This window comes from Streptomyces sp. NBC_00019, assembly GCF_045041015.1.
GTDB lineage: Bacteria > Actinomycetota > Actinomycetes > Streptomycetales > Streptomycetaceae > Streptomyces.
The window spans coordinates 5,370,011-5,393,989 of the sequence record NZ_CP108302.1; the positions used below are offsets into that span (position 1 = coordinate 5,370,011).

Here is a 23,979-nt window from a genome sequence, read left to right on the forward strand (position 1 = left end):
ACTATCCCCGACGCCTACGGGCCCGTCCCGTACGAGCCGCCTTGGCCCGCTTCGCCGCGAAGCGCACGCCGCCAGGGCTCTCACCGACCTCGACCCGCACCACCGTGGAGAGCGGATCCACCACGCCCTCCCCGACGTGCAGGATCGACGTCTCCACAGCGCCCAGCTTGCTCAGCGCCGTGCCCGCCGCCTTGAGCTCCTCCTCCGCCGTGTCTCCCTTGAGCGCGAGCATCTCGCCGTACGGGCGCAGCAGAGGAATGCCCCAGGCGGCCAGGCGGTCCAGCGGGGCCACGGCACGCGCCGTCACCACGTGCACCGGCGGCAGCTTGCCCATGACCTCCTCGGCGCGCCCACGGATGACTGTGACGTGGTCCAGGCCCAGCAGCTCCACGACCTCGGTCAGAAAGGTCGTACGCCGCAGCAGGGGCTCCAGCAGTGTGATCTTCAAGTCCTCCCGGACGAGCGCCAGGGGAATGCCGGGGAGGCCGGCGCCCGAACCGACGTCGCAGACCGTCACACCCTCGGGAACGACCTCCGAGAGCACCGCACAGTTCAGCAGGTGCCGCTCCCACAGCCGGGGCACCTCACGCGGGCCGATCAGACCGCGCTGCACGCCCGCCTCAGCGAGCAGCTCCGCGTACCGGACCGCATCCGCGTAGCGATCACCAAACACCGTGCGCGCCTGCTCGGGCGCAGGGGGAAGCTCCGCTGCCTCCGTCACGGGGACCGTCCTTCCGTACCGCGATGGGCGCACGCGGCGCCGATCACCACATCCACCAGAACTATCAGGCTGACAAAGTTCGGCCCCGTCTGCGCTACAGACGGGGCCGGAGGAACGTACGGACCGATCAGGCGGGAAGCACAACGACGAAGCGCTGCGGCTCCTCGCCCTCGGACTCGCTGCGCAGACCGGCAGCCTTGACGGCGTCGTGCACGACCTTGCGCTCGAACGGCGTCATCGGCTGCATCTTCACGGGCTCACCCGTGCTCTTGACCTCGGCGGCGGCCTTGGCACCCAGCTCGGAGAGCTCGGCACGCTTCTTGGCGCGGTAGCCCGCGATGTCCAGCATCAGCCGGCTGCGGTCCCCGGTCTCCCGGTGCACGGCCAGGCGCGTGAGCTCCTGGAGCGCCTCCAACACCTCGCCGTCGCGGCCGACCAGCTTCTGCAGGTCGCGGCCGCCCGAGTCGCTGATGATGGAAACAGCGGCGCGGTCGGCCTCGACGTCCATGTCGATGTCGCCGTCGAGATCGGCGATGTCGAGCAGACCCTCGAGGTAGTCCGCCGCGATCTCGCCCTCCTGCTCCAGGCGGGACAGGGTGTCTACACCCTCGGCAGCAGCGGAGATGGTGCCTTCCGTCACGGGATGGACTCCTTCTTACTTCTTGGACGGGGACTTGGGCCGCTGCGGACCCTTGCGCTGTCCGGACTGGGCCTTGCTGCGGCTACTGCCGCCTGGCTGCTTCTTGGCCGGAGTGGCGGGCTTGGCGTCCTCGGGCTCATCGGACTTGATGAGCGACGTGGGCTCGTCGGCCGCCTTCGGAGCACCTGAAGCACCACCGGACTGCCGCTGCGACTTGCTCTGCCGCTTCGGCTGCTGACGCTTGGGAGTACCGCCGGTCGTCGGCGTACCGTCCTCGGTCTCGGCGGCGGCCTGGGCCTCGCCCTTCACCACGGTGCCGTCCGCCTGGGCCGCGAGGCCCGTCTTGCTCAGAGCGTTGATGAACTTGCGCTCGAACTCGTTGCGGTCGCGGCCCTTGGCCACGATGGCCTTGACGATGGCCTTCTCACCCCGGCTGCGCGTCTTGCCGTGGTTCGTGACGTGCTTGGTCAGGCGCTCCAGGTACGCGGCCTGGGCCTTGGAACCCGGGGTCGGGTTGTTGTGGATGACGTACATCTGCTGGCCCATGGTCCACACGTTGGTGGTCAGCCAGTAGACGAGGACACCGACGGGGAAGTTGATGCCGAAGACGGCGAACATGACCGGGAAGACGTACATCAGCATCTTCTGCTGCTGCATGAACGGCGTCTTCACCGTGGTGTCGACGTTCTTCGTCATCAGCTGGCGCTGCGTGTAGAACTGCGACGCCGACATCATCACGATCATGACCGCGGTCACGATGCGGACCGTGGTCAGCGAGGCGTCGAGCGCGGCGACGTCCGAGGCGCTGTCGGTGAACTTCGCGGCCAGCGGGGCCCCGAAGATGTGCGCCTTCTGCGCGCTGTCCAGCAGGCTCTGGTTGATCGAGCCGATGGTGTCGTTGTTCGCGATGCTGTTGAGCACGTGGTACAGCGCGAAGAAGAACGGCGACTGCGCCAGGATGGGAAGACACGAGGAGAGCGGGTTGGTACCCGTCTCCTTGTAGAGCTTCATCATCTCTTCGGACTGGCGCTGCTTGTCGTTCTTGTAGCGCTCCTGGATCTTCTTCATCTCGGGCTGCAGCGTCTGCATCGCCCGGGTCGCCTTGATCTGCTTCACGAAGAGCGGGATCAGGCAGATACGGATCAGGATCACCAGGGACACGATCGACAGGCCCCAGGCCCACCCGGTGTCAGGCCCGAAAACGGCGCCGTACACCTTGTGGAACTGGACGATGACCCAGGAGACAGGTGTCGTGATGAAGCTGAAGAGGCTGGCAATCGTGTCCACTAATCATGCTCCTTGGGCATGGGACGGTGTCTCTGCGGCCGGGCTCGAAGGAGTCTGTCCTTCAATGGCCGTTTCGGCGGCGGAGGGCCCGCCCTTGCGTGCACGCCAGGCGTTACGCAGAAATTCGTGCCACCGCGGGCGCTTACGGGGCGGAACATGGTCCACACCGCCCAGCGACCACGGATTGCACCGCAGGATGCGCCAGGCGGTGAGCGCCGTGCCCTTGATGGCACCGTGCCGGTCGATGGCCGTGTAGCCGTAGTGGGAGCACGACGGGTAGTACTTGCAGACAGGCCCCAGCAGCGGACTGATCGTCCACTGGTACAGCTTGATCAGAGCCAGCAGCGGGTACTTCATCGCGCGCCCCCTCCCAGCAACCGCTCGATGGCGGCATCCAGGTCTCGGGCCAGCTGTGCATGGTCGGCGTCACCCGCACCGGGTAGCGCTCGTACGACTACCAGGCTACCGGGGGGAAACAGGTCGACCCGGTCGCGCATCAGATGCCGCAGTCTGCGCTTCACCTTGTTGCGCACCACCGCGCCGCCCACGGCCTTGCTCACGACGAAACCCGCACGCGTCGGGGGAGCGCTCTCCCCAGGCGCGTGCGGGTCCGTGGCACCGCTACGAAGATGGATGACGAGGGACGGACGGCCTGCCCGGCGCCCCCGTCGTACCGCGGTCGCGAAGTCCTCGCGCCGCCTCAGCCGATGCTCGGTAGGCAGCACGACGTCATGACCTGATCAGGATCAGGCGGACAGGCTGGCGCGACCCTTGCCACGGCGGTTCGCGAGAATCGCGCGACCGGCACGGGTACGCATCCGCAGGCGGAAGCCGTGGGTCTTGGCGCGACGACGGTTGTTCGGCTGGAAGGTGCGCTTGCTCACTCGGGGGCTCCAGAAATCAATCGGTGGTGGCGGGTGCCGTCCTGGCTGTCACCGTGCGCCCACGAGTAGCTCTCGCTTACGCCCGAGTGCACCGCTTCCCGATCACCTGACGCGATCTGTGCCCATCGGAGGCAGGCGGCAGCAGCCATCGACAACTCGACCTGGTTACGGTACGCGCGGCTACGCCATCCGGTCAAACCAGCGGTCACCAGGAGACACTATCCACAGGCTGGGGACAACAACTTGAACCTCACCCGCCGCCCTGACTACCGTGGCTGAACTCCGATTCGTTCCCATGTCTGTGCCCCACCCCCTTTGAATCCCGACTCGTCCCACCACCACACGATCGTGGGACCCCGTGAGAGAGCGTGCCCTGTGGCTGACGTACCTGCCGATCTTGCCGCAGTGTGGCCACGAGTACTCGAGCAGCTCCTCGACGGGGGCCGTGGGCAGGGGGTCGAGACGAAGGACGAGCACTGGATCCGCCGCTGCCAGCCCCTAGCACTGGTCGCCGACACCGCCCTGCTCGCCGTACCGAACGAATTCGCGAAGGGCGTACTCGAAGGCCGCCTCGCGCCGATCGTGAGCGAGACGCTGAGCCGCGAGTGCGGCCGCCCGATCCGCATCGCGATCACCGTCGACGACTCCGCCGGCGAGCCCCCGGCCCCTCCGGCCGCCCGCCCGCAGCCACGCTACGAAGAGCCCGAACTCCCCTCCAACCAGTACGACGGCCAGACCGACAGGCAGTACGAGGGCTACGGCCGCCACCGCGCCGACGACCGCCGGCCGGGCCGCGCCGAGCAGAACGACCAGCTGCCCACCGCGCGTCCCGCCTACCCGAACGAGTACCAGCGACCCGAACCCGGCGCCTGGCCACGCCCGCAGCAGGACGAGTACGGCTGGCAGCAGCCGCGCCTCGGCTTCCCCGAGCGGGACCCGTACGCGACGCCGCCGTCGCAGGAGTCGTACTCCCAGGACTCGTACTCCTCGCCGTCGCAGGACTACCGCCCGCAGCCGATGGACCGCCCGCCCTACGACGGCCAGCGCCCCGACTACGACCAGCAGCGGCCCCCCTACGACGACCAGCGGCCGGACTACGACCAGCCGCGCCGCTCCTCCGAATACGACCAGCCGGGCCCGCGCCGCGACCATCCCGAGCCGCCCTCCGGCGGCGGGCACATGCACCGCGGCGGCCCGGCGGTGTCCGCGTCCAGCGGCGCCCCGAGCCCGCTGGCCGCGAAGCCCGCACCTGCGGCGGGCCCGGGTGAGCCGACGGCGCGCCTGAACCCGAAGTACCTCTTCGACACCTTCGTCATCGGCGCCTCCAACCGCTTCGCGCACGCCGCCGCGGTGGCCGTCGCCGAGGCGCCGGCGAAGGCGTACAACCCCCTCTTCATCTACGGGGAGTCCGGGCTCGGCAAGACGCACCTGCTGCACGCGATCGGGCACTACGCCCGCAGCCTCTATCCCGGCACGCGCGTGCGCTATGTGAGCTCGGAGGAGTTCACCAACGAGTTCATCAACTCCATCCGCGACGGCAAGGGCGACAGCTTCCGCAAGCGGTACCGCGAGATGGACATCCTGCTCGTCGACGACATCCAGTTCCTCGCGGACAAGGAGTCGACGCAGGAGGAGTTCTTCCACACGTTCAACACGCTCCACAACGCCAACAAGCAGATCGTGCTCTCCAGCGACCGGCCGCCAAAGCAGCTGGTGACGCTGGAGGACCGGCTGCGGAACCGTTTCGAGTGGGGTCTGATCACCGACGTCCAGCCGCCGGAGCTGGAGACGCGTATCGCGATCCTCCGCAAGAAGGCGGTGCAGGAGCAGCTCAACGCCCCGCCGGAGGTCCTGGAGTTCATCGCCTCCCGCATCTCGCGCAACATCCGCGAGCTGGAGGGGGCGCTGATCCGGGTGACGGCGTTCGCGTCGCTCAACCGGCAGCCGGTGGACCTGGGCCTGACCGAGATCGTCCTCAAGGACCTCATCCCCGGCGGCGACGACGGGGCGCCCGAGATCACGTCGACGGCCATCATGAGCGCGACCGCCGACTACTTCGGCCTCACCGTCGAGGACCTGTGCGGCACCTCACGCGGCCGCGCACTCGTGACCGCCCGCCAGATCGCCATGTACCTGTGCCGGGAGCTGACGGACCTCTCGCTGCCGAAGATCGGCGCGCTGTTCGGCGGCCGCGACCACACCACGGTCATGCACGCGGACCGCAAGATCCGCAATCTGATGGCCGAGCGGCGCTCCATCTACAACCAGGTCACGGAGCTCACGAACCGCATCAAGAACGGCTGACGGCCGCAGAGACACCCTCTGAGGGCGCCCCGGGACGAGTTCCCGAGGGCGCCCTTCTTCATGACGCCGTAGCCCGGTGTTCGAATAGCTGCCGCGTTACGGCCTCCCTCCACAGATTCGGTGACTTTTTCCCGTCCACACCCTGGGGACCGGGAAGTTGTCCAGACTGTGTCCACAGGCGCACGGGTTGAAAGACCATCAGGGCAGGTCACCTGGTTGTGGATTCGTGGACGAAGGATCTCCACAGGCTGTGGACAGAGAAAAGATCCACAGGCTGTGCACGAAGTTGTCCACCGGCAACCCACAGGCTGAGGCGCGTTGTCCCCAGTGATCACCAGTTTCTCCACACCGCTGTCCACTGTTCGGCAACGCGACGCGGCTGCTCACCGGGTCGAGTGAAAGGCGTCACACGAAGGTGCCCGGTTGCCCTGTGGGAAACGTGGGTAAAGCTGGGGACGGCGTTGGGGAGAAGTCGCCTCAGGCTGTGCACGGGATGTGCAGAACTTTCTGTTCTCCACAGATGAGCCCGGTTGTCCACCGCCTCCGCCCACAGGGTCAGTGGACAAAATTTCCGGTGTGACCTGCGCAAACGCAGTTATCCACCGTTTCCACAGCCCCTACTACTACTCCCAACTAGAGAGAGCTGGGAATCCGTTTCGAAGTGGGCCCTGTGCACAACTCGCTGTCCGGCTCCCGGCTGCCCCTCGTCACGACTTGACCCCGAGAGGCACCTACTGTCAGTGGGGTGCGTCAGACTGTTCCCCGGTGTCCTTCCCCTCACCGGGGCTGACGACACCGAGTCAGACGACGAGGGCCAGGCAGAGCGAAGCGCCGGCAACAGCAGGAGGCGGCAACAGTGAAGATCCGGGTGGAACGCGACGTACTCGCGGAGGCAGTGGCCTGGGCGGCACGCAGCCTCCCGGCCCGTCCGCCGGCGCCTGTCCTCGCCGGCCTTCTGCTGAAGGCCGAGGAAGGCCAGCTGAGCCTGTCCAGCTTCGACTACGAGGTCTCGGCGCGGGTGTCCGTGGAGGCCGAGGTCGAGGAGGAAGGCACGGTCCTGGTGTCCGGCCGGCTCCTCGCCGACATCTGCCGCGCGCTCCCCAACCGACCGGTGGAGATTTCCACAGACGGTGTACGGGCGACCGTGGTCTGCGGCTCCTCGCGATTCACACTCCACACCCTGCCTGTGGAGGAGTACCCGGCGCTGCCGCAGATGCCGACCGCGACCGGCACCGTCCCGGGTGAGGTCTTCGCCTCCGCCGCCGCGCAGGTCGCCATCGCCGCCGGCCGCGACGACACGCTGCCCGTCCTGACCGGTGTGCGCATCGAGATCGAGGGCGACACCGTCACGCTGGCCTCCACCGACCGCTACCGCTTCGCGGTCCGCGAGTTCCTGTGGAAGCCGGAGAACCCCGAGGCGTCCGCGGTGGCCCTGGTGCCCGCCAAGACGCTCCTGGACACCGCCAAGGCGCTCACGAGCGGCGACAGCGTCACCCTGGCGCTCTCCGGCTCGGGTGCGGGCGAGGGCCTGATTGGCTTCGAGGGCGCCGGGCGTCGTACGACGACCCGCCTGCTGGAGGGCGACCTCCCGAAGTACCGCTCGCTGTTCCCGACGGAGTTCAACTCCATCGCCGTGATCGAGACCGCCCCCTTCGTGGAGGCCGTCAAGCGCGTGGCCCTGGTCGCCGAGCGGAACACCCCGGTGCGGCTGAGCTTCGAGCAGGGCGTGCTCATCCTGGAGGCAGGTTCCAGCGACGACGCACAGGCTGTGGAGAGGGTCGACGCCCAGCTGGAGGGCGACGACGTGTCGATCGCCTTCAACCCGACGTTCCTGCTGGACGGCCTGAGCGCCATCGACTCCCCGGTCGCCCAGCTCTCCTTCACGACGTCCACGAAGCCCGCGCTGCTCAGCGGCAAGCCGGCGCTGGACGCCGAGGCGGACGAGGCCTACAAATACCTGATCATGCCGGTGCGCCTCAGCGGCTGACCCTTCAGAGAACCCGCAGGTCGGGGCATACGTTTGAGCGGGTATGCCCACAGGTGTGCGTGAGCGTCCGGGTTTAGGCTCGGACGTGGGTACGAAGGTGCCTCACACGCCACAGCAACCTAAGGAACAACTGATGGAGCTCGGTCTCGTCGGCCTCGGCAAGATGGGCGGCAACATGCGCGAGCGGATCCGCCGCGCAGGTCACACCGTCATCGGATACGACCGCAACCCGGACCTCGCCGACGTCCACAGCCTGGAAGAGCTTGTGGGCAAGCTCAAGGGCCCGCGCGTGGTCTGGGTGATGGTCCCGGCCGGTGCCGCGACCCAGTCGACGGTCGACGAGCTGGCCGAGTTCCTGGAGCCCGGTGACGTCGTCGTGGACGGCGGCAACTCCCGCTGGACGGATGACGAGAAGCACGCCGAGGAGCTTGCGGCCAAGGGCATCGGCTTCGTCGACTGCGGTGTCTCCGGCGGTGTGTGGGGCCTGGAGAACGGCTATGCGCTGATGTACGGCGGCGACGCCGAGAACATCGCCAAGGTGCAGCCGGTCTTCGACGCGCTCAAGCCCGAGGGCGACTTCGGTGCCGTGCACGCCGGCAAGGTGGGCGCGGGCCACTTCTCGAAGATGGTCCACAACGGCATCGAGTACGCGATGATGCAGGCCTACGCCGAGGGCTGGGAGCTGCTGGAGAAGGTCGACTCCGTGACGGACGTCCGGGAGGTCTTCCGCTCCTGGCAGGAGGGCACCGTCATCCGCTCCTGGCTGCTGGATCTCGCGGTCAACGCCCTCGACGAGGACGAGCACCTGGACAAGCTGCGCGGTTACGCACAGGACTCCGGCGAGGGCCGGTGGACCGTGGAGGCCGCCATCGACAACGCGGTACCGCTTCCGGCGATCACCGCGTCCCTGTTCGCGCGGTTCGCGTCCCGTCAGGACGACTCGCCGCAGATGAAGATGATCGCGGCGCTGCGCAACCAGTTCGGCGGCCACGCGGTCGAGAAGAAGTAATCCACAGGGCTGCGTCGCGATCCACAGGACGCAAGGCGCAGTCCACAAGCTGGGGGAGGTCGGCGCCCGACCATGCACGTCACGCATCTGTCGCTGGCCGACTTCCGCTCGTACGCCCGGGTCGAAGTTCCGCTCGACCCGGGCGTCACCGCCTTCGTCGGCCCCAACGGGCAGGGCAAGACGAACCTGGTCGAGGCGGTCGGCTATCTCGCCACTCTCGGCAGCCACCGCGTCTCCTCCGACGCGCCCCTGGTCCGCATGGGCGCCGACCGCGCGGTGATCCGGGCACAGGTCAAGCAGGGCGAGCGGCAGCAGCTGATCGAGCTGGAGCTGAACCCGGGCAAGTCCAACCGCGCCCGTATCAACAGGTCATCGCAGGTCAGGCCGCGTGACGTGCTCGGCATCGTGCGGACCGTGCTGTTCGCGCCGGAGGACCTCGCGCTGGTCAAGGGCGACCCCGGTGAGCGGCGCCGCTTTCTCGACGAGTTGATCACCGCGCGCTCCCCGCGCATGGCCGGCGTGCGCTCCGACTACGAGCGGGTCCTCAAGCAGCGGAACACCCTGCTGAAGTCCGCGGCGCTCGCCCGACGGCACGGCGGTCGGTCCATGGACCTGTCCACCCTCGACGTGTGGGACCAGCACCTCGCGCGTGTGGGCGCCGAGTTGCTCGCCCAGCGGCTCGACCTGATCGCCGCGATCCAGCCGCTGTCCGACAAGGCGTACGAGCAGCTGGCCCCCGGCGGTGGTCCGATCGCCCTGGAGTACAAGCCGTCCGCGCCGGGCGAGGCGCACACCCGCGAGGACCTCTACGCGCAGCTGATGTCGGCGCTCGCGGACGCCCGCAAGCAGGAGATCGAGCGGGGCGTCACCCTCGTAGGCCCTCATCGAGACGATGTGGTTCTCAAACTCGGTCAGTTGCCCGCCAAGGGATACGCCTCGCACGGCGAGTCCTGGTCGTACGCGCTGGCGTTGCGCCTGGCGTCGTACGACCTGCTCCGCGCGGAGGGCAATGAGCCGGTGCTGATCCTCGACGACGTCTTCGCCGAGTTGGACACCCGGCGCCGGGAGCGGCTGGCGGAGTTGGTGGCCCCTGGTGAGCAGGTCCTGGTGACGGCCGCGGTCGACGACGACGTACCGCATCTGCTGGTGGGGGCGCGGTACTCGGTGTCCGAAGGGGTGGTGGAGCGCGTATGAGCAGCCCTCAGGAACCCGCTCCCGAGAAGAGCCCCGAGCCCTCCGGTGTCGACCTCGCGCGCGTGGCGCTCAGGGCGGCCAAAGAGCAGGCACGCGCGCGTGGGGACGCGGCGCAGCAGAAGAAGCAGGCGCGGCGGGGTGGTCTGCGCTCCGGCGCGCGCGCCGACGGGCGCGACCCGATGGCGTTGGGCTCCGCGATCAACCGGCTCATCAGCGAGCGCGGCTGGGAGGCCCCGGCGGCGGTGGGCGGGGTGATGGGGCGCTGGCCGGAGATCGTCGGCGAGGACGTGGCCAAGCACTGCGAGCCGGAGCGGTACGACGAGGACGAGCGGGTCCTGATCGTGCGCTGTGACTCCACGGCCTGGGCGACCAATCTGCGGCTGCTCGCGCCGACGCTGGTGGCCCGGCTCAACGAGGATCTCGGGCACGGGGCCGTGCGGGTCATCAAGGTGCAGGGGCCTGCGGGGCCTCCGCGGCGCTATGGCCCCTTGCGCGCCCCGGGCAGCACCGGCCCTGGTGACACCTACGGGTGACCGGCAAACCTGCGGGTGACAGACATCACATCCAAGGCCGTCGACGGCTGTGAAGGACCGTCGGCGGCCTTCGTGTCGCAGGACCCCACGCGGTTGCGAACAGCGACGTGACTCCCAAGTAGCCAAGGGTTGACAGCCCGAAGCGCTGAGTGCCTCCGTGAGCCTCTTGGAGCCCTGCTCCGTATATGGGGACCCGGAGGAGGAGGATTTAGGGCGGCACATGCGGACTCAGGTACCGGCAAACCCCCATCACTGTCGGCGCTACCGGTAGACTGGAAGCTAATCCCGCCCCACTCGTGGGGACCGCCGGGACAAGCTGAGCAACGCTGAACAAGGCTTACCAACGCAACATGCCGCAGCCGCTCCGGCAAACCGCCGACGAGCCTGGCTCGTGCTGTGCCAGAAAGGGCGCTTCGTGGCCGATTCCGGCAACCCCAACGAGAACATCCCGTCCACCGGCGTCGGAGCGAACGGCGAGGTCACCGCCTCGTACGACGCCAGCGCCATCACCGTCCTCGAGGGTCTGGACGCGGTTCGCAAGCGACCCGGTATGTACATCGGCTCGACCGGTGAGCGCGGCCTGCACCACCTTGTGCAGGAGGTCGTCGACAACTCGGTCGACGAGGCGCTGGCCGGGCACGCGGACACCATCGACGTCACGATCCTCGCCGACGGCGCCGTGCGCGTGATCGACAACGGCCGTGGCATCCCGGTGGGCATCCACCCCATCGAGAAGAAGCCGGCCGTAGAGGTCGTGCTCACCGTGCTGCACGCGGGCGGCAAGTTCGGCGGCGGCGGCTACGCCGTCTCCGGTGGTCTGCACGGCGTCGGCGTCTCCGTCGTGAACGCCCTCTCGTTCAAGCTGGCCGTGGAGATCAGGACCGACGGCTACCGCTGGACGCAGGAGTACAAGGCGGGCGCGCCCACCGCTCCGCTCGAGCGGCACGAGGCCACCGACGAGACCGGGACCTCGGTCACGTTCTGGGCCGACCCCGACATCTTCGAGACCACCGTGTACTCCTTCGAGACGCTCTCGCGGCGCTTCCAGGAGATGGCCTTCCTCAACAAGGGCCTGACCATCAATCTCACGGACGAGCGCGAGTCGGCGAAGGCCACCGCCGGTGCCGACGAGGCGGGCGAGGACGAGAAGCACGAGGTCAAGACCGTCTCGTACCACTACGAGGGCGGCATCGTCGACTTCGTGAAGTACCTCAACTCCCGCAAGGGAGAGGCGGTGCACCCCTCCATCATCGACCTCGAGGCCGAGGACAAGGAGCGGAGCCTCTCGCTCGAGGTCGCGATGCAGTGGAACGGCGGCTACACCGAGGGTGTGTACTCGTTCGCCAACATCATCCACACGCATGAGGGCGGTACGCACGAAGAGGGCTTCCGCGCGGCGCTCACGAACCTGATCAACAAGTACGCGCGCGACAAGAAGTTCCTGCGGGAGAAGGACGACAACCTCACGGGTGACGACATCCGCGAGGGTCTGACCGCGATCATCTCGATCAAGCTGAGCGAGCCGCAGTTCGAGGGCCAGACGAAGACCAAGCTGGGCAACACGGAGGCGAAGACCTTCGTGCAGAAGGCCGTCTACGAGCACCTCAACGACTGGCTGGACCGCAACCCGGTCGAGGCCGCGGACATCATCCGCAAGGGCATCCAGGCGGCCACCGCGCGCGTGGCGGCCCGCAAGGCGCGTGACCTGACGCGTCGCAAGGGCCTGCTGGAGTCGGCGTCGCTGCCGGGCAAGCTCTCGGACTGCCAGTCGAACGACCCGACCAAGTGCGAGATCTTCATCGTCGAGGGTGACTCCGCCGGCGGCTCGGCCAAGTCCGGCCGGAACCCGCAGTACCAGGCGATCCTCCCGATCCGAGGCAAGATCCTCAACGTCGAGAAGGCGCGGATCGACAAGATCCTGCAGAACCAGGAGATCCAGGCGCTGATCTCGGCCTTCGGCACGGGTGTGCACGAGGACTTCGACATCGAGAAGCTCCGCTATCACAAGATCATCCTGATGGCGGACGCCGACGTCGACGGACAGCACATCAGCACCCTGCTGCTGACCTTCCTGTTCCGCTTCATGCGGCCGCTGGTCGAGGCCGGGCACGTGTACCTCTCCCGTCCCCCGCTCTACAAGATCAAGTGGGGCCGGGACGACATCGAGTACGCGTACTCGGACCGCGAGCGCGACGCGCTGATCGAGATGGGGCGCCAGCGCGGCAAGCGCGTGCGCGAGGACTCGATCCAGCGCTTCAAGGGTCTCGGCGAGATGAACGCCGAGGAACTGCGCGTGACGACCATGGACCAGGAGCACCGCGTCCTCGGCCAGGTCACCCTCGACGACGCCGCCCAGGCCGACGACCTGTTCTCGGTCCTGATGGGCGAGGACGTCGAGGCCCGCCGCGCGTTCATCCAGCGCAACGCCAAGGACGTCCGCTTCCTCGACATCTGAGTCGGTCTCAGCTGACCGCACCAGGAAGGATCTTCACCAGCAATGGCCGACGAGAACACTCCTGTCACCCCTGAAGAGGGCGGCGTCATCGCCCAGCGTGTCGAGCCCGTCGGGCTCGAGACGGAGATGCAGCGTTCGTATCTCGACTACGCGATGTCCGTCATCGTCTCCCGCGCGTTGCCGGACGTCCGGGACGGCCTCAAGCCCGTCCACCGCCGCGTCCTGTACGCCATGTACGACGGCGGTTACCGCCCCGAGCGCGGCTTCTACAAGTGCGCCCGTGTCGTCGGCGACGTCATGGGCAACTACCACCCGCACGGCGACTCCTCGATCTACGACGCGCTGGTCCGCCTCGCGCAGCCGTGGTCGATGCGGATGCCGCTGGTGGACTCCAACGGCAACTTCGGCTCTCCCGGCAACGACCCGGCGGCCGCCATGCGGTACACCGAGTGCAAGATGATGCCGCTGTCCATGGAGATGGTCCGCGACATCGACGAGGAGACCGTCGACTTCACGGACAACTACGACGGCCGCTCCCAGGAGCCGACCGTCCTGCCCGCCCGCTTCCCGAACCTGCTGATCAACGGCTCGGCAGGCATCGCGGTCGGTATGGCGACCAACATCCCGCCGCACAATCTGCGCGAGGTGGCTTCCGGCGCCCAGTGGTACCTGGAGAACCCGGAGGCCTCGCACGAGGAGCTCCTGGACGCGCTGATGGAGCGCATCAAGGGCCCCGACTTCCCGACCGGCGCGCTCGTAGTGGGCCGCAAGGGCATCGAGGAGGCGTACCGCACGGGCCGTGGCTCGATCACCATGCGCGCGGTCGTCGAGGTCGAGGAGATCCAGAACCGCCAGTGCCTGGTGGTCACGGAGCTGCCGTACCAGACCAACCCCGACAACCTCGCGCAGAAGATTGCCGACCTGGTGAAGGACGGCAAGGTCGGCGGTATCGCGGACGTCCGGGACGAGACCAGCTCCCGTACCGGTCAGCGTCTGGTCATCGTGCTCAAGAGGGACGCGGTCGCCAAGGTCGTACTGAACAACCTCTACAAGCACACGGACCTTCAGTCGAACTTCAGCGCCAACATGCTGGCGCTGGTCGACGGCGTTCCGCGCACGCTGTCGCTGGACGCGTTCATCCGCCACTGGGTGACGCACCAGATCGAGGTCATCGTCCGTCGTACGCGCTTCAGGCTGCGCAAGGCCGAGGAGCGGGCGCACATCCTGCGTGGTCTGCTGAAGGCCCTGGACGCCATCGACGAGGTCATCGCGCTGATCCGGCGCAGCGACACCGTCGACATCGCGCGCACGGGCCTGATGGACCTCCTGGAGATCGACGAGATCCAGGCCAACGCCATCCTCGAGATGCAGCTGCGCCGACTGGCCGCCCTGGAGCGCCAGAAGATCATCCAGGAGCACGACGAACTCCAGGCGAAGATCACGGAGTACAACGCGATCCTGGCCTCGCCGGTCCGCCAGCGCGGCATCGTCAGCGAGGAACTCGCGGTCATCGTCGAGAAGTTCGGCGACGACCGCAAGACGATGCTGGTCCCCTACGACGGTGACATGTCCATCGAGGACCTCATCGCCGAGGAGGACATCGTCGTCACGGTCACGCGCGGGGGCTACGTCAAGCGCACCAAGACCGACGACTACCGCGCCCAGAAGCGCGGCGGCAAGGGCGTGCGCGGCACGAAGCTCAAGGAAGACGACATCGTCGACCACTTCTTCGTCTCCACGACCCACCACTGGCTGCTGTTCTTCACGAACAAGGGCCGGGTCTACCGAGCGAAGGCGTACGAGCTTCCCGACGCCGGCCGTGACGCGCGTGGACAGCACGTGGCGAACCTGCTGGCCTTCCAGCCGGACGAGGCGATCGCCGAGATCCTCGCGATCCGCACCTACGAGGTGGCGCCGTACCTGGTGCTGGCCACGAAGGGCGGCTTGGTCAAGAAGACGGCTCTGAAGGATTACGATTCGCCGCGTTCCGGTGGTGTCATCGCGATCAACCTCCGGGAGACGGACGACGGTTCGGACGACGAACTGATCGGAGCCGAGCTTGTTTCGGCCGAGGACGATCTGCTTCTGATCAGCAAGAAGGCTCAATCGATCAGGTTCACTGCCACTGATGACGCATTGCGACCTATGGGCCGTGCGACCTCGGGTGTCAAGGGCATGAGTTTCCGCGGAGGAGACGAGCTGCTCTCGATGAATGTTGTTCGACCCGGTACGTTCGTGTTCACTGCCACAGACGGCGGGTACGCGAAGCGGACCGCCGTCGACGAATACCGCGTCCAGGGTCGCGGTGGCCTCGGCATCAAGGCCGCCAAGATCGTGGAGGACCGTGGTTCTCTCGTCGGCGCGCTGGTGGTCGAGGAGACCGACGAGATCCTCGCCATCACGCTGGGCGGCGGTGTGATTCGTACGCGAGTCAACGAGGTCAGGGAGACGGGCCGTGACACCATGGGCGTCCAACTGATCAACCTGGGCAAGCGCGATGCCGTCGTCGGTATCGCACGTAACGCCGAGGCGGGACGCGAGGCGGAGGAGGTCGAGGGCGTTGACGCCGTCGACGAGACCGCCGAGGGTGCCGCGACCACCGGCACGGACGAGGGTGAGGCGCCCTCGGCCGAGTAGCACGAGGAGTGAGTCAGCGTGAGCGGAGCCACGGGCGCCGGATCGTCCGGTACCTCTACCGGTTCTCAGGCCGGTACGGACACGGACGGCGGCGGCCGTGGCTCCGCCGCGCAGGCGACAGATTCGCACACGACCCAGCTCAAAGCGATCAAGTCGCCCGCGAAGGACTCACCCTCGCCCGACTCGCATGGATCCCAGGGGGGAACTGTGACGGACACCCGAGGCCCGCAGACCCAGCAGTACGCGGCCGGCGCGGGCTCGGCTGCTCCGGGCGCGCAGCCGCAGCAGCAGCCTTCAGCTGAGCAGCCGGCTCCGTCCCCGCTGCCGGGAGAGCGCGGACCCCAGCAGGCCGCCGGGCCGTACCACCCGCCGCAGGCCTACCCGGCGCAGGCCGCCGTCTCCGCGGGCGCCGTACGCCGCCCGCGCACCGGCGCGCGCACGACGCCGCGCACCCGAAAGGCGCGGCTGCGGGTGGCCAAGGCCGACCCGTGGTCGGTGATGAAGGTCAGCTTCCTGCTCTCCATCGCGCTGGGCATCTGCACGATCGTGGCGGCCGCGGTGCTGTGGATGGTCATGGACGCGATGGGCGTCTTCTCGACTGTCGGCGGCACGATCTCCGAGGCGACCGGCTCCAACGAGTCGAACGGCTTCGACCTGCAGTCCTTCCTGTCGCTGCCGAACGTCCTGATGTTCACGACGATCATCGCGGTCATCGACGTCGTCCTCGCGACGGCTCTCGCGACCCTCGGCGCGTTCATCTACAACCTGTCCGCGGGCTTCGTCGGCGGTGTCGAGCTGACGCTCGCCGAGGACGAGTGACATTAACTCCGATCGCCGTTTCAAACCCCTCCTGAGGGGCCGCGGACAACCGATTTTGGGACTGCCCATGTCGTGCGCTAATCTTCAGGAGTCAGCGCGCGGGACACACACCGCAGGGCGCGGCGGGGCTATAGCTCAGTTGGTTAGAGCGCATCCCTGATAAGGATGAGGCCACAGGTTCAAATCCTGTTAGCCCCACAGACAAAGATCGAGAAGTCGGGTGTCTCCCCAGCGGGAGGCACCCGTTCTTTGTTTTGGCAGCAGTACGAAGGCTGGGCGATGGGCTCAGTCATCCAAGCACGATGACCCCCCGGTCGACGGAGACCGGGGGGTGTCGCTTGTCTGTACGTCTATGTAGCGGGCTGTACGCAAGTTCGCCGATACATCGTGGTGGGGACGGCGCCTGTCAGCGCTGGAGGGGTGTGGCCGGCTCGGCGGCCGAGTCGTCGCAGGGGGACGTGGCCCCGTCGGCGTCCTCCGTGTCCGCGGGCGGGCGGTTGCGGCAGCTGGGCGTCTTGCCGTGGGCCTCTGCTCGGATGCGCTGCTTCATCGTGGGGGGCAGGGACCTGGTGTAGGACCAGGGCCAGAGGGATGGCGCCGGTGTCGTGGTCTCGGTGCTGCTGTTGCGGGTCGGCTCGGTCTGCGGTACGGCCGCGGCGGCGGTCGTGGTGATGAGTCCGAGCGTCGTGCACAGCGCCAGGAGGGCGGTGACGATGGCGGTCCACAGGTTCATGACCTTGTTCTGGGCCATGGCCCCTCACTTTCGGGTTGGGCGATTTGCGTACTTTCCTCATGATGTGTATGGGGGCTGCGAAATCACGGACCGACGCCCGCGGCGCGTCGATGTTCAGATGAACACCACTCGGATGGGTGCAAGGAGCCCGAAAAGTGGAGGAGAGTGGAGGAGGAGGTCCAAAGTGACCGTCCGTGGAGGTGTGATCACCCTCAGATCGGACGGGCGTCATCCGCTTCTACTGCGGTGTGCAGGACGGAAGTTGAGGGGCTGACGCAGGTCACCGATCGGTATCGGTCGGTGTGTATAGTCGGGCGCCAGAGGTCCCCTACGTCAAGGAAAGACGAGGTCGCACGGTGAAGAAGCTTCTCCTGGTCGCACTGGCCGCCATCGGCGGGCTCCTCGTGTACCGCCAGATCCAGGCGGATCGCGCCGAGCAGGATCTGTGGACGGAGGCGACCGACTCCGTGCCCACGGGTTCGTGAGTACCGATATTCGGTTCTGAACAGACCCCGGCCGCCTCGCGGTCGGGGTTTTGTGTTGCGTGAGACGCAGCCGGGCAGGATGAGCCACGATCAGGCGACGGCGAGGGGTGGCGCGTGATGGGGCGGCGTACGGTGCGGTGGCGCGGCGTGTTCGCGGCTGTCGTGGGAATGGCCCTGGCCGCCCTTCTGCCGGGGCAGACGGCCCTCGCGGCGAGTACACCCAGCCCCTCTTACGGGTTCGCCCCGGACGTCCGGTCGATCACCGGAGCCGCGAGTACCTCGGACGCCGAGTCCCTCGACATCGGCGAGACGTACAGGAGCACCCTCCCCGCGAGCGGCAAGCTCTACTACCGCCTCGTACTCGACGAGACGTCGGACACGTACGTCTCCGTCACGGCCGTCCCGCGCGCGGGCACGACGGTCTCCACCGGCAGCGGCATCAGGGTGTACCTGCAGGACGCCGACAGCCGCTCCTGCTCCTTCGAGAGCGCCAACTTCGGAGCGAGCCGCAGTCCTCGGCCGATCGTCGCCTGGGGAGCGAGGGAGGCCTTCTCCGAGCGCGCCCTGTGCAAGGGCGGCGGCCTGTACTACGTGCGCGTCGAGCGCATCGACGGCACGGACGCGTCGCCGGACGACTGGGAGCTGGAGCTCGCTCCGGTGTCGGAGTCGGGCCTGGACCAGGCCGAGGGGACGAACGCGCCGCAGAGCTGGAACTCGACGCCCCCACAGCCTCCGACGGACCAGGCCGTACGACGTCCAGGTGGCGCGGGCTTCGACGAGGCCGTGCCGGTGAAGCAGGGGGTCTGGAGCGCCGATGTCGCGCCCGGGCAGACACTCTTCTACAAAGTGCCGGTCGACTGGGGGCAGCAACTCCACGTCACCGCCGAGCTGGGCAGCACGACCCGCGGCCGTTATGTGGGCAGTGCGCTCATCACGTCGCTGTACAACCCCGCACGCATGCCCGTCGACGACGTGGGCATCGGCTACAACGGCACCCAGAAGACGGACTCCCTCGACCCCTTGCCCCCGGTCGACTACACCAACCGCTACGACTCCTCCCGACAGGTCAGAGCCATGCGGTTCGCCGGCTCGTACTACCTCGCCCTCCATCTCTCGTCGGCCATGGCCGAGAAGTACGGCGACAAGCCGTTCGGCGTGACGCTGCGGGTGCGGATCGACGGCACGACCGAGGCGGCACCCGCCTACGCGGCGCCGTCCGATCCGCGGGGCCTCTTCGAGGTGTCGGCTCAGGACCGGGAGGCGGCGGCCGAGGGCGGGGGCGCGGGAGGCGACGCGGTGATGAAGGTGGTCGCCGTGGCGGGGATCGGGGGCGGGAGCCTGGTGCTGGTGGTGCTGGGGGCGTGGACGGTGGTGGCTCGGCGGAGGGCGGCCGGGGCCGTCGGGTAGGAGCGGGGGTTGTGGTGCCCGTGGGTGCTCAGATCCGGGTCAGTGCCCAGAAGCCCACGGCGTAGCAGGCCAGCGCGAGAAGCAGCATCGGGACGACCACCTTGGCCGGAGGGCCGGGACGCCGTCGTGCCCTGCGCGCTCCTCTGCCTGCGCGGTGCCGCGAAGTTTCCTGGGCCGGAGGTGGAACCTGCGGGACCTGAGCGGTGTACGAAGCAGTAGAGGCATCGGCGCGATGGAGCGGCGGTGACGCCAGGGGCCGCGTCGGGTAGGGCGGCGCCTGCGGTCGGGGGGAGGGCAGGACATGCGTGGGGTCATCGGGGGAGACGCGGGAGGGCTGGTGCTGCGCGCCCTGCTGTGTCTGTGGCGGTGTCTGGGCGTCCGGGGGGCGCACCTGAGGGGAGGAGCCGGTGGCCTGCGGGGGTGGCAGCGGGAAGCTGCCGGTGTCCGACATGCTGGGCGGCTGCGAGGCACCGGAGGACTCGGAGAGGGACGCCGTCGGCCGCGGTCCGGTGCTCTGACGGGGATCGGACGGTACGGCACCGGGGGCGTGGCCCCGACGCGGATCCGTCGGCACGGAGTCGGTGCCGGGCCATGCGGAGGCGGGTTCGTCGTCCCGCGCGGACGGCCGGACGCCGGTGTCCGGTCCCGGGGCTGCCTGTCCGGACGGTGGGAAGCCGGCACTCGGTCCTGGGTCGGTCTGCCCGGACAGTGGCCGGGGGACGGTTCCCGACCCCGAGGAGTCCCAGCCCTGCCCCGTGTCCGAGAACCCCGTCCGCACCCCCGGCGCGGGCTTGAGCGGCCCCGCCGGTCCGAACCCCGGTGGCAGTGGCCCCAGTTGGTCGAAGATCTCGATCAGCTCGTCGTCGGGGCCAGGCTCCGGCAGAAGCTCCGCGGCCGCGGCGAGCGCCTTGCGCGCCCCCGTGGCGGTGCGGAACCGCGCCTGCGGATCCGGCTGCACCAGTGTCGCCACGACCTGCCACAGCGGCTCGGGAATGCCCTTGGGCGCACTCGGCGTCCCATGTGCCGCGAAGTACTGGACGAGAGCCTTGGCGTCCGGCTTGGCGCCCTCCAGGAGATACAGCGCGACCAGGCCGACGGCGAACAGATCGGCGGGATAGTCCGGATCCGAGCCCATCATCTGCTCGGGCGAGATGTAACCCGGCGTCCCCACCACGAGGTTGGTCTCCGTCAGCCGCGGTTCGCCCAGCCGCATCGCGATGCCGAAGTCGGACAGCCGCAGCCGGGGCCGACCGGTACCGGTGGCCTCCAGCAGCACGTTGGCGGGCTTGACGTCCCGGTGCACCACACCCTCCGCGTGCACCGCCGCCAGCCCCGACAGGAGTTGGTCGAGGAGCGTGCACACGAAGGGCGGCGGCAGAGGACCGTAGTCCCCGATCAGATGGGCCAGCGAACCACCGCCGACCAGATCCATGGTGAACAGGACCTTGTCGTCGTCGGCGGCCCAGCTGGCGGGCGCGAGCACATGGGGGTGATCGATCCGCAGCGCCTGTTCGCGGACGAAGCGCAGCAGCGAGTGCGCGTCGCTCTGCTGCAGCACCTTGGCGGCGACATACCGACGGCGGCGGTGGTCCCAGGCGCGCCACACGGCGCCGACACCTCCGCGCCCGATCGGATCGACGAGTTCGTACCGGCCGGCGAAGACCTCACCCATGGCAGTGCGTCGCTCCTCCCCCTGCGGTCTCCCCCCTTGCCTCCCCCTCCACGAGCGATACGACTCCCGTCACACCGCTTCAGGATGAGTGACACCCCTCGCACCGCCCCCCGGCGAGTGACACGGCCCGCCTCCCGGCCGGTGAGTGACACGCCCCCACGTGTCCCTCCCCGGATGAGCGACGACCCCCGTGCCCTTTTCGCGCGGCGCGACTCCCTCGCGCCTCCTCGGCCGTCGGCCCGGCTGCCGAACCCCCTTCGGTGACCGGGCCGCGAGGTCAGCTCTGGTGGGACTGGTAGTGCGAGACCGCGTCGGAGGTGCGGCCCGCGCCGTAGACCCGGAGGAACTCTGCCAGTTCCGGATGGGTCGGGGCGAGGGTGTCGGCCGCTTCGATGATGTCCCCCGCGGCCGCGACCGACCGCAGCAGCGACTGGATCTCACGGACGACCCGCTTGACCGTCGGCGCTCCCGAACTGCTCGTCGTGGTCGTGGCGTTGCTGAGCACCGAGCCCCCTTGCGACTTCTTGATCTCGTCCATCCGCTCGGTCGCCTCGGCCGCGCTGACGCTGCCGTCCGCGACCTGCCTCGCCAGGTCCTGCAGCAACTGCACTCGCTGGACCACGGCCGGATTGCCGATCTTCGCCCGCTGACCGCTCATCAGCTGCGACAGCATCGGTGCGGACAGTCCCAGCACCCCCGCGAGACGAGCCTGGTTGAGACCAAGATCGTCGATGAGCTTACGGAAGAGCGCCCCCAGCGGCTCCCCGTACCAGTTCCGCTGCAGTTCCCGCGCTCTTGCGGTCGCTTCCTGCTGTGCGGCGTCCATTGCGTCTCCCCATCGCTTCCCCAAATACCGTGGTTCGCTGTAGCGAACCACGCCGAGCATCTTACGGAGAGTGGTCGTTCATCGGGACCCCCAATCTTTTTGCGAGATACCGGGGGCGACCCGGTACTCTGGTCTGCGACGCCCACCGGTATGAGTCACTTCCGGTCGGACGCTCCCCTTCCGGGGCCTTAGCTCAGTTGGTAGAGCGCTGTCTTTGCATGGCAGATGTCAGGGGTTCGACTCCCCTAGGCTCCACACCTCGGACCGGTCAGACGCCCTTCACGGCGTCTGGCCGGTTCTTGCATGTGCCGGTTTTTCACGCGACGGATCCGCGCATGCGGCGGGTGTGGACGAAGAAGGGCCCCTGAGGTGACGTGCGTCACTCGGCGGCATCTGAGCCGTTGCGGATATTTGCGCAAACGCGAGAGTCGGCAGGGCGTCCGAGCCTGTCGCGCGAGTAGCCGACGGGATGCAGGAGCCAATGATTCCGCTGGTGGAGGCCTTGTGGGGACCGGTGGGGGCGTGCGCCGGTAACCAGGGCGATGCTCTCCGTCAGTGCAGCCTGTGCGGAACTTGCACATCCGAACCGTTGCAAACGTCATCGTGGGTGCAGAGGGCAAGCATCCGCCGTTCCACGTGAAACGTCGCTGTGGGGCAGGAGACCCTCAAGTCTCCTGCCCCACAGCGATGTTCGGAGTGCCGGACGTCAGTGCCGTTCGTCGCGGTGTGCGGCCTCCTCCTCGGCTTCCTTGGCCTGCACCTCAGGGTCGAGCACGGACTGGCCGCTGCCGTCGACCGACGTCAGCCGACTCGACTCCGAGACCTCCGTCGCGGCGGGCGGCTCGACCAGCCAGTCGGGGTTGGCCTGCTTGTCCCACCACTTCCAGGCGGCGAAGGCACCGCCCGCGAGGACACCCGCGATCGCCAGTGCCTTGGCGAGACGACCGGCCCTCGCCCGACGCTCGTGCTTACGGGCCAGCTTCTCGATCTGCTTGGCCGAGACCTGGCCGCGCAGCGCGAGCAGCGCGGCCGCGCCACGGGATGCGGCCTCGTCCCTCACGGGCCCGGCCGCGGCCACGGCCTGCTCGATCCTCGGACGTGAATAGTCGGCGGCCTGCCGGGCAGCCTTGCGGGTGCGGACGGCAGCCTCATGGGCGGCCTGGTCGACCTTCGGCGGCACATGCGTCAGGGCCTGTTCCAGACGCGGCGCGAGATGCGCGTCGTACTGGACGCGAGCCTGCTCGGCCGCCTGCGACACCTTCGGCGCGAGCCGCACGCGTGCCTCGTGTGTGTAGTGAGCGGCCCTGTCCTTGGCCGTGTCGGCGTAGGGCGCCACCACTTCCGCGGCGTGCAGCACGCTGTCCTTCGCCGAACCGGTCGCGGCGCGCACGCTGTCGATGCGGGTCACGGGAATCCTCCTCCTCGGTGGCGTACGGTAATTCGACTTTCCACCCTTTTACGGATCATGCCTGCCATCTGGCACCTGGGCATGTGAGGGCGGGCATCCGGGTCATGGAAGCTGACTCCGGACCATCTCCGATCAAGAGCTGCTGAAGAACCGATCACATGCAATAGCGGATGAATACGGGGCAACAGGAGCTTGTCGTCGACAATGCCACGGATCGCCGACGAACGCCCCCGGCCCGGAACTACTCGACCGGTTTTCTGCAGGCGACACCCCGCGACGGACACCCGGAGAAGGGGGACGGGGGACGGATCGCGTCGACCGTGCGAGGATCGGGGAAGCTACAGAAAGACAACGGAAGGCAGATCGTGGCCGAGCAGCTCTACGCCACCCTGAGGACCAACCACGGCGACATCGAGATCCGGCTCCTCCCGAACCACGCGCCGATCACGGTCAAGAACTTCGTCGAGCTCGCCACCGGCGAGCGCGAGTGGACCAACCCCGCCACCGGCGAGAAGTCCACGGCCAAGCTCTACGACGGCACGGTCTTCCACCGGGTCATCAGCGGCTTCATGATCCAGGGCGGTGACCCGCTGGGCAACGGCACCGGCGGCCCTGGCTACCAGTTCCAGGACGAGTTCCACCCGGACCTCTCCTTCGACAAGCCCTACCTGCTGGCCATGGCCAACGCCGGACCGGGCACCAACGGCTCGCAGTTCTTCGTCACCGTTGGCCCCACGACGTGGCTGAACCGCAAGCACACCATCTTCGGCGAGGTCACCGACGCGGCCAGCCAGAAGGTCGTCGACGCCATCGCGGGCACGCAGACCAACCCGCGCACCTCCCGCCCCCTCAACGACGTCATCATCGAGTCGGTCGTCGTCGAGACCCGCAAGGGCTGATCACCGAGCCCCGCAAGGGCCGAGGCGAAGGCCCGGCCCATCGGCGCCCGGTCCACCAGGGAACCAAACGCCCCGCTCG

The 23,979-nt window shown here is 68.2% G+C and carries 21 protein-coding genes and 2 tRNA genes; 13 read left to right on the forward strand and 10 right to left on the reverse strand.

The annotated features are described in order from the left end of the window. Nucleotide 1: 1 nt before the first annotated feature. The 6 genes from rsmG to rpmH form a co-directional block, all read right to left on the reverse strand. Nucleotides 2-721, reverse strand: coding sequence for a 16S rRNA (guanine(527)-N(7))-methyltransferase RsmG (gene rsmG, locus OHU89_RS25245; protein WP_405646036.1), 720 nt, complete (start codon nt 719-721; stop codon nt 2-4). Between the two features lie 127 nt (nt 722-848). Continuing rightward, entirely contained in the window at nt 849-1,361 is a 513-nt protein-coding gene (locus OHU89_RS25250; RefSeq protein ID WP_266890086.1) for a R3H domain-containing nucleic acid-binding protein, read from the reverse strand. Between the two features lie 15 nt (nt 1,362-1,376). Continuing rightward, nucleotides 1,377-2,648, reverse strand: coding sequence for a membrane protein insertase YidC (yidC, locus tag OHU89_RS25255; RefSeq protein ID WP_405646039.1), 1,272 nt, complete (start codon nt 2,646-2,648; stop codon nt 1,377-1,379). Nucleotides 2,649-2,651: 3 nt separating this feature from the next. Further along, nucleotides 2,652-3,005, reverse strand: a complete 354-nt coding sequence (gene yidD, locus OHU89_RS25260) for a membrane protein insertion efficiency factor YidD (RefSeq protein ID WP_266890082.1) — start codon at nt 3,003-3,005, stop codon at nt 2,652-2,654. Then, nucleotides 3,002-3,373, reverse strand: a complete 372-nt coding sequence (gene rnpA, locus OHU89_RS25265) for a ribonuclease P protein component (RefSeq protein WP_171142192.1) — start codon at nt 3,371-3,373, stop codon at nt 3,002-3,004. The genes yidD and rnpA overlap by 4 nt, the downstream gene beginning before the upstream one ends. Nucleotides 3,374-3,394: 21 nt before the next feature. Next, on the reverse strand, nt 3,395-3,532 hold the full coding sequence (rpmH, locus tag OHU89_RS25270; protein ID WP_006381191.1) for a 50S ribosomal protein L34: 138 nt from the start codon (nt 3,530-3,532) through the stop codon (nt 3,395-3,397). Between the two features lie 375 nt (nt 3,533-3,907). Between rpmH and dnaA the strand changes: the two genes are divergently transcribed. From dnaA to OHU89_RS25315, 9 genes are all read left to right on the forward strand, one after another. Then, a complete protein-coding gene (gene dnaA / locus OHU89_RS25275; RefSeq protein ID WP_405646041.1) occupies nt 3,908-5,836 on the forward strand; it encodes a chromosomal replication initiator protein DnaA in 1,929 nt (642 codons plus the stop codon). A gap of 856 nt (nt 5,837-6,692) precedes the next feature. Further along, nucleotides 6,693-7,823 (forward strand): DNA polymerase III subunit beta, encoded by a 1,131-nt coding sequence (gene dnaN, locus OHU89_RS25280; protein ID WP_067436160.1) that lies wholly within the window; start codon nt 6,693-6,695, stop codon nt 7,821-7,823. 133 nt (nt 7,824-7,956) lie between these two features. Next, nucleotides 7,957-8,832 carry a phosphogluconate dehydrogenase (NAD(+)-dependent, decarboxylating) gene (gene gnd / locus OHU89_RS25285; protein WP_405646043.1) on the forward strand — a complete coding sequence of 292 codons (876 nt, stop codon included), beginning with the start codon at nt 7,957-7,959 and terminating at the stop codon, nt 8,830-8,832. 72 nt (nt 8,833-8,904) lie between these two features. Further along, entirely contained in the window at nt 8,905-10,026 is a 1,122-nt protein-coding gene (gene recF, locus OHU89_RS25290; protein ID WP_405646045.1) for a DNA replication/repair protein RecF, read from the forward strand. Next, complete coding sequence (locus tag OHU89_RS25295) at nt 10,023-10,559, forward strand: DUF721 domain-containing protein (RefSeq protein ID WP_266890070.1); 537 nt, start codon at nt 10,023-10,025, stop codon at nt 10,557-10,559. The genes recF and OHU89_RS25295 overlap by 4 nt, the downstream gene beginning before the upstream one ends. A 415-nt stretch (nt 10,560-10,974) precedes the next feature. Then, nucleotides 10,975-13,014, forward strand: a complete 2,040-nt coding sequence (gene gyrB / locus OHU89_RS25300; RefSeq protein WP_266890067.1) for a DNA topoisomerase (ATP-hydrolyzing) subunit B — start codon at nt 10,975-10,977, stop codon at nt 13,012-13,014. Nucleotides 13,015-13,056: 42 nt separating this feature from the next. Further along, a complete protein-coding gene (gene gyrA / locus OHU89_RS25305; protein ID WP_405646047.1) occupies nt 13,057-15,651 on the forward strand; it encodes a DNA gyrase subunit A in 2,595 nt (864 codons plus the stop codon). Nucleotides 15,652-15,669: 18 nt separating this feature from the next. Then, nucleotides 15,670-16,470, forward strand: coding sequence for a DUF3566 domain-containing protein (locus OHU89_RS25310; RefSeq protein ID WP_365393459.1), 801 nt, complete (start codon nt 15,670-15,672; stop codon nt 16,468-16,470). A gap of 124 nt (nt 16,471-16,594) precedes the next feature. Next, nucleotides 16,595-16,668: transfer RNA gene (locus tag OHU89_RS25315), tRNA-Ile, on the forward strand. A gap of 208 nt (nt 16,669-16,876) precedes the next feature. On the opposite strand, the gene OHU89_RS25320 is transcribed toward OHU89_RS25315, so the two are convergent. After that, nucleotides 16,877-17,221 carry a DUF6344 domain-containing protein gene (locus tag OHU89_RS25320; protein ID WP_405646049.1) on the reverse strand — a complete coding sequence of 115 codons (345 nt, stop codon included), beginning with the start codon at nt 17,219-17,221 and terminating at the stop codon, nt 16,877-16,879. A 338-nt stretch (nt 17,222-17,559) separates the two neighbouring features. Between OHU89_RS25320 and OHU89_RS25325 the strand changes: the two genes are divergently transcribed. After that, entirely contained in the window at nt 17,560-17,688 is a 129-nt protein-coding gene (locus OHU89_RS25325; RefSeq protein WP_003999697.1) for a DLW-39 family protein, read from the forward strand. A gap of 117 nt (nt 17,689-17,805) precedes the next feature. Then, nucleotides 17,806-19,095: a hypothetical protein gene (locus OHU89_RS25330; protein ID WP_405646051.1), complete on the forward strand. Its 1,290-nt coding sequence runs from the start codon at nt 17,806-17,808 to the stop codon at nt 19,093-19,095. 28 nt (nt 19,096-19,123) lie between these two features. Here the strand turns inward: OHU89_RS25330 and OHU89_RS25335 are convergent, their stop codons facing one another. Together OHU89_RS25335 and OHU89_RS25340 are read right to left on the reverse strand one after the other, a co-directional pair. After that, the gene (locus tag OHU89_RS25335) at nt 19,124-20,767 is read right to left on the reverse strand and encodes a serine/threonine protein kinase (protein ID WP_405646052.1); all 1,644 of its coding nucleotides are present in this window, start codon (nt 20,765-20,767) and stop codon (nt 19,124-19,126) included. A 277-nt stretch (nt 20,768-21,044) separates the two neighbouring features. Next, nucleotides 21,045-21,593 carry a DNA-binding protein gene (locus OHU89_RS25340; protein ID WP_046256534.1) on the reverse strand — a complete coding sequence of 183 codons (549 nt, stop codon included), beginning with the start codon at nt 21,591-21,593 and terminating at the stop codon, nt 21,045-21,047. 182 nt (nt 21,594-21,775) lie between these two features. On the opposite strand from OHU89_RS25340, the gene OHU89_RS25345 reads away from it, so the two are divergent. After that, nucleotides 21,776-21,848, forward strand: a tRNA-Ala gene (locus tag OHU89_RS25345). Between the two features lie 451 nt (nt 21,849-22,299). On the opposite strand, the gene OHU89_RS25350 is transcribed toward OHU89_RS25345, so the two are convergent. After that, a complete protein-coding gene (locus OHU89_RS25350) occupies nt 22,300-23,001 on the reverse strand; it encodes a DUF5324 family protein (RefSeq protein ID WP_405646054.1) in 702 nt (233 codons plus the stop codon). 365 nt (nt 23,002-23,366) lie between these two features. Between OHU89_RS25350 and OHU89_RS25355 the strand changes: the two genes are divergently transcribed. Beyond that, a complete protein-coding gene (locus OHU89_RS25355) occupies nt 23,367-23,900 on the forward strand; it encodes a peptidylprolyl isomerase (RefSeq protein WP_405646055.1) in 534 nt (177 codons plus the stop codon). Nucleotides 23,901-23,979 lie beyond the last annotated feature (79 nt).

Bases quoted from the DNA above. Each gene is read 5' to 3' on its own strand.
- OHU89_RS25335 (WP_405646052.1), bottom strand. From the start codon at position 20,767: ATGGGTGAGGTCTTCGCCGGCCGGTACGAACTCGTCGATCCGATCGGG.
- OHU89_RS25295 (WP_266890070.1), top strand. From the start codon at position 10,023: ATGAGCAGCCCTCAGGAACCCGCTCCCGAGAAGAGCCCCGAGCCCTCC.
- OHU89_RS25340 (WP_046256534.1), bottom strand. From the start codon at position 21,593: ATGGACGCCGCACAGCAGGAAGCGACCGCAAGAGCGCGGGAACTGCAG.
- OHU89_RS25320 (WP_405646049.1), bottom strand. From the start codon at position 17,221: ATGGCCCAGAACAAGGTCATGAACCTGTGGACCGCCATCGTCACCGCC.
- OHU89_RS25330 (WP_405646051.1), top strand. From the start codon at position 17,806: ATGGGGCGGCGTACGGTGCGGTGGCGCGGCGTGTTCGCGGCTGTCGTG.
- recF (WP_405646045.1), top strand. From the start codon at position 8,905: ATGCACGTCACGCATCTGTCGCTGGCCGACTTCCGCTCGTACGCCCGG.
- yidD (WP_266890082.1), bottom strand. From the start codon at position 3,005: ATGAAGTACCCGCTGCTGGCTCTGATCAAGCTGTACCAGTGGACGATC.
- gyrA (WP_405646047.1), top strand. From the start codon at position 13,057: ATGGCCGACGAGAACACTCCTGTCACCCCTGAAGAGGGCGGCGTCATC.
- gnd (WP_405646043.1), top strand. From the start codon at position 7,957: ATGGAGCTCGGTCTCGTCGGCCTCGGCAAGATGGGCGGCAACATGCGC.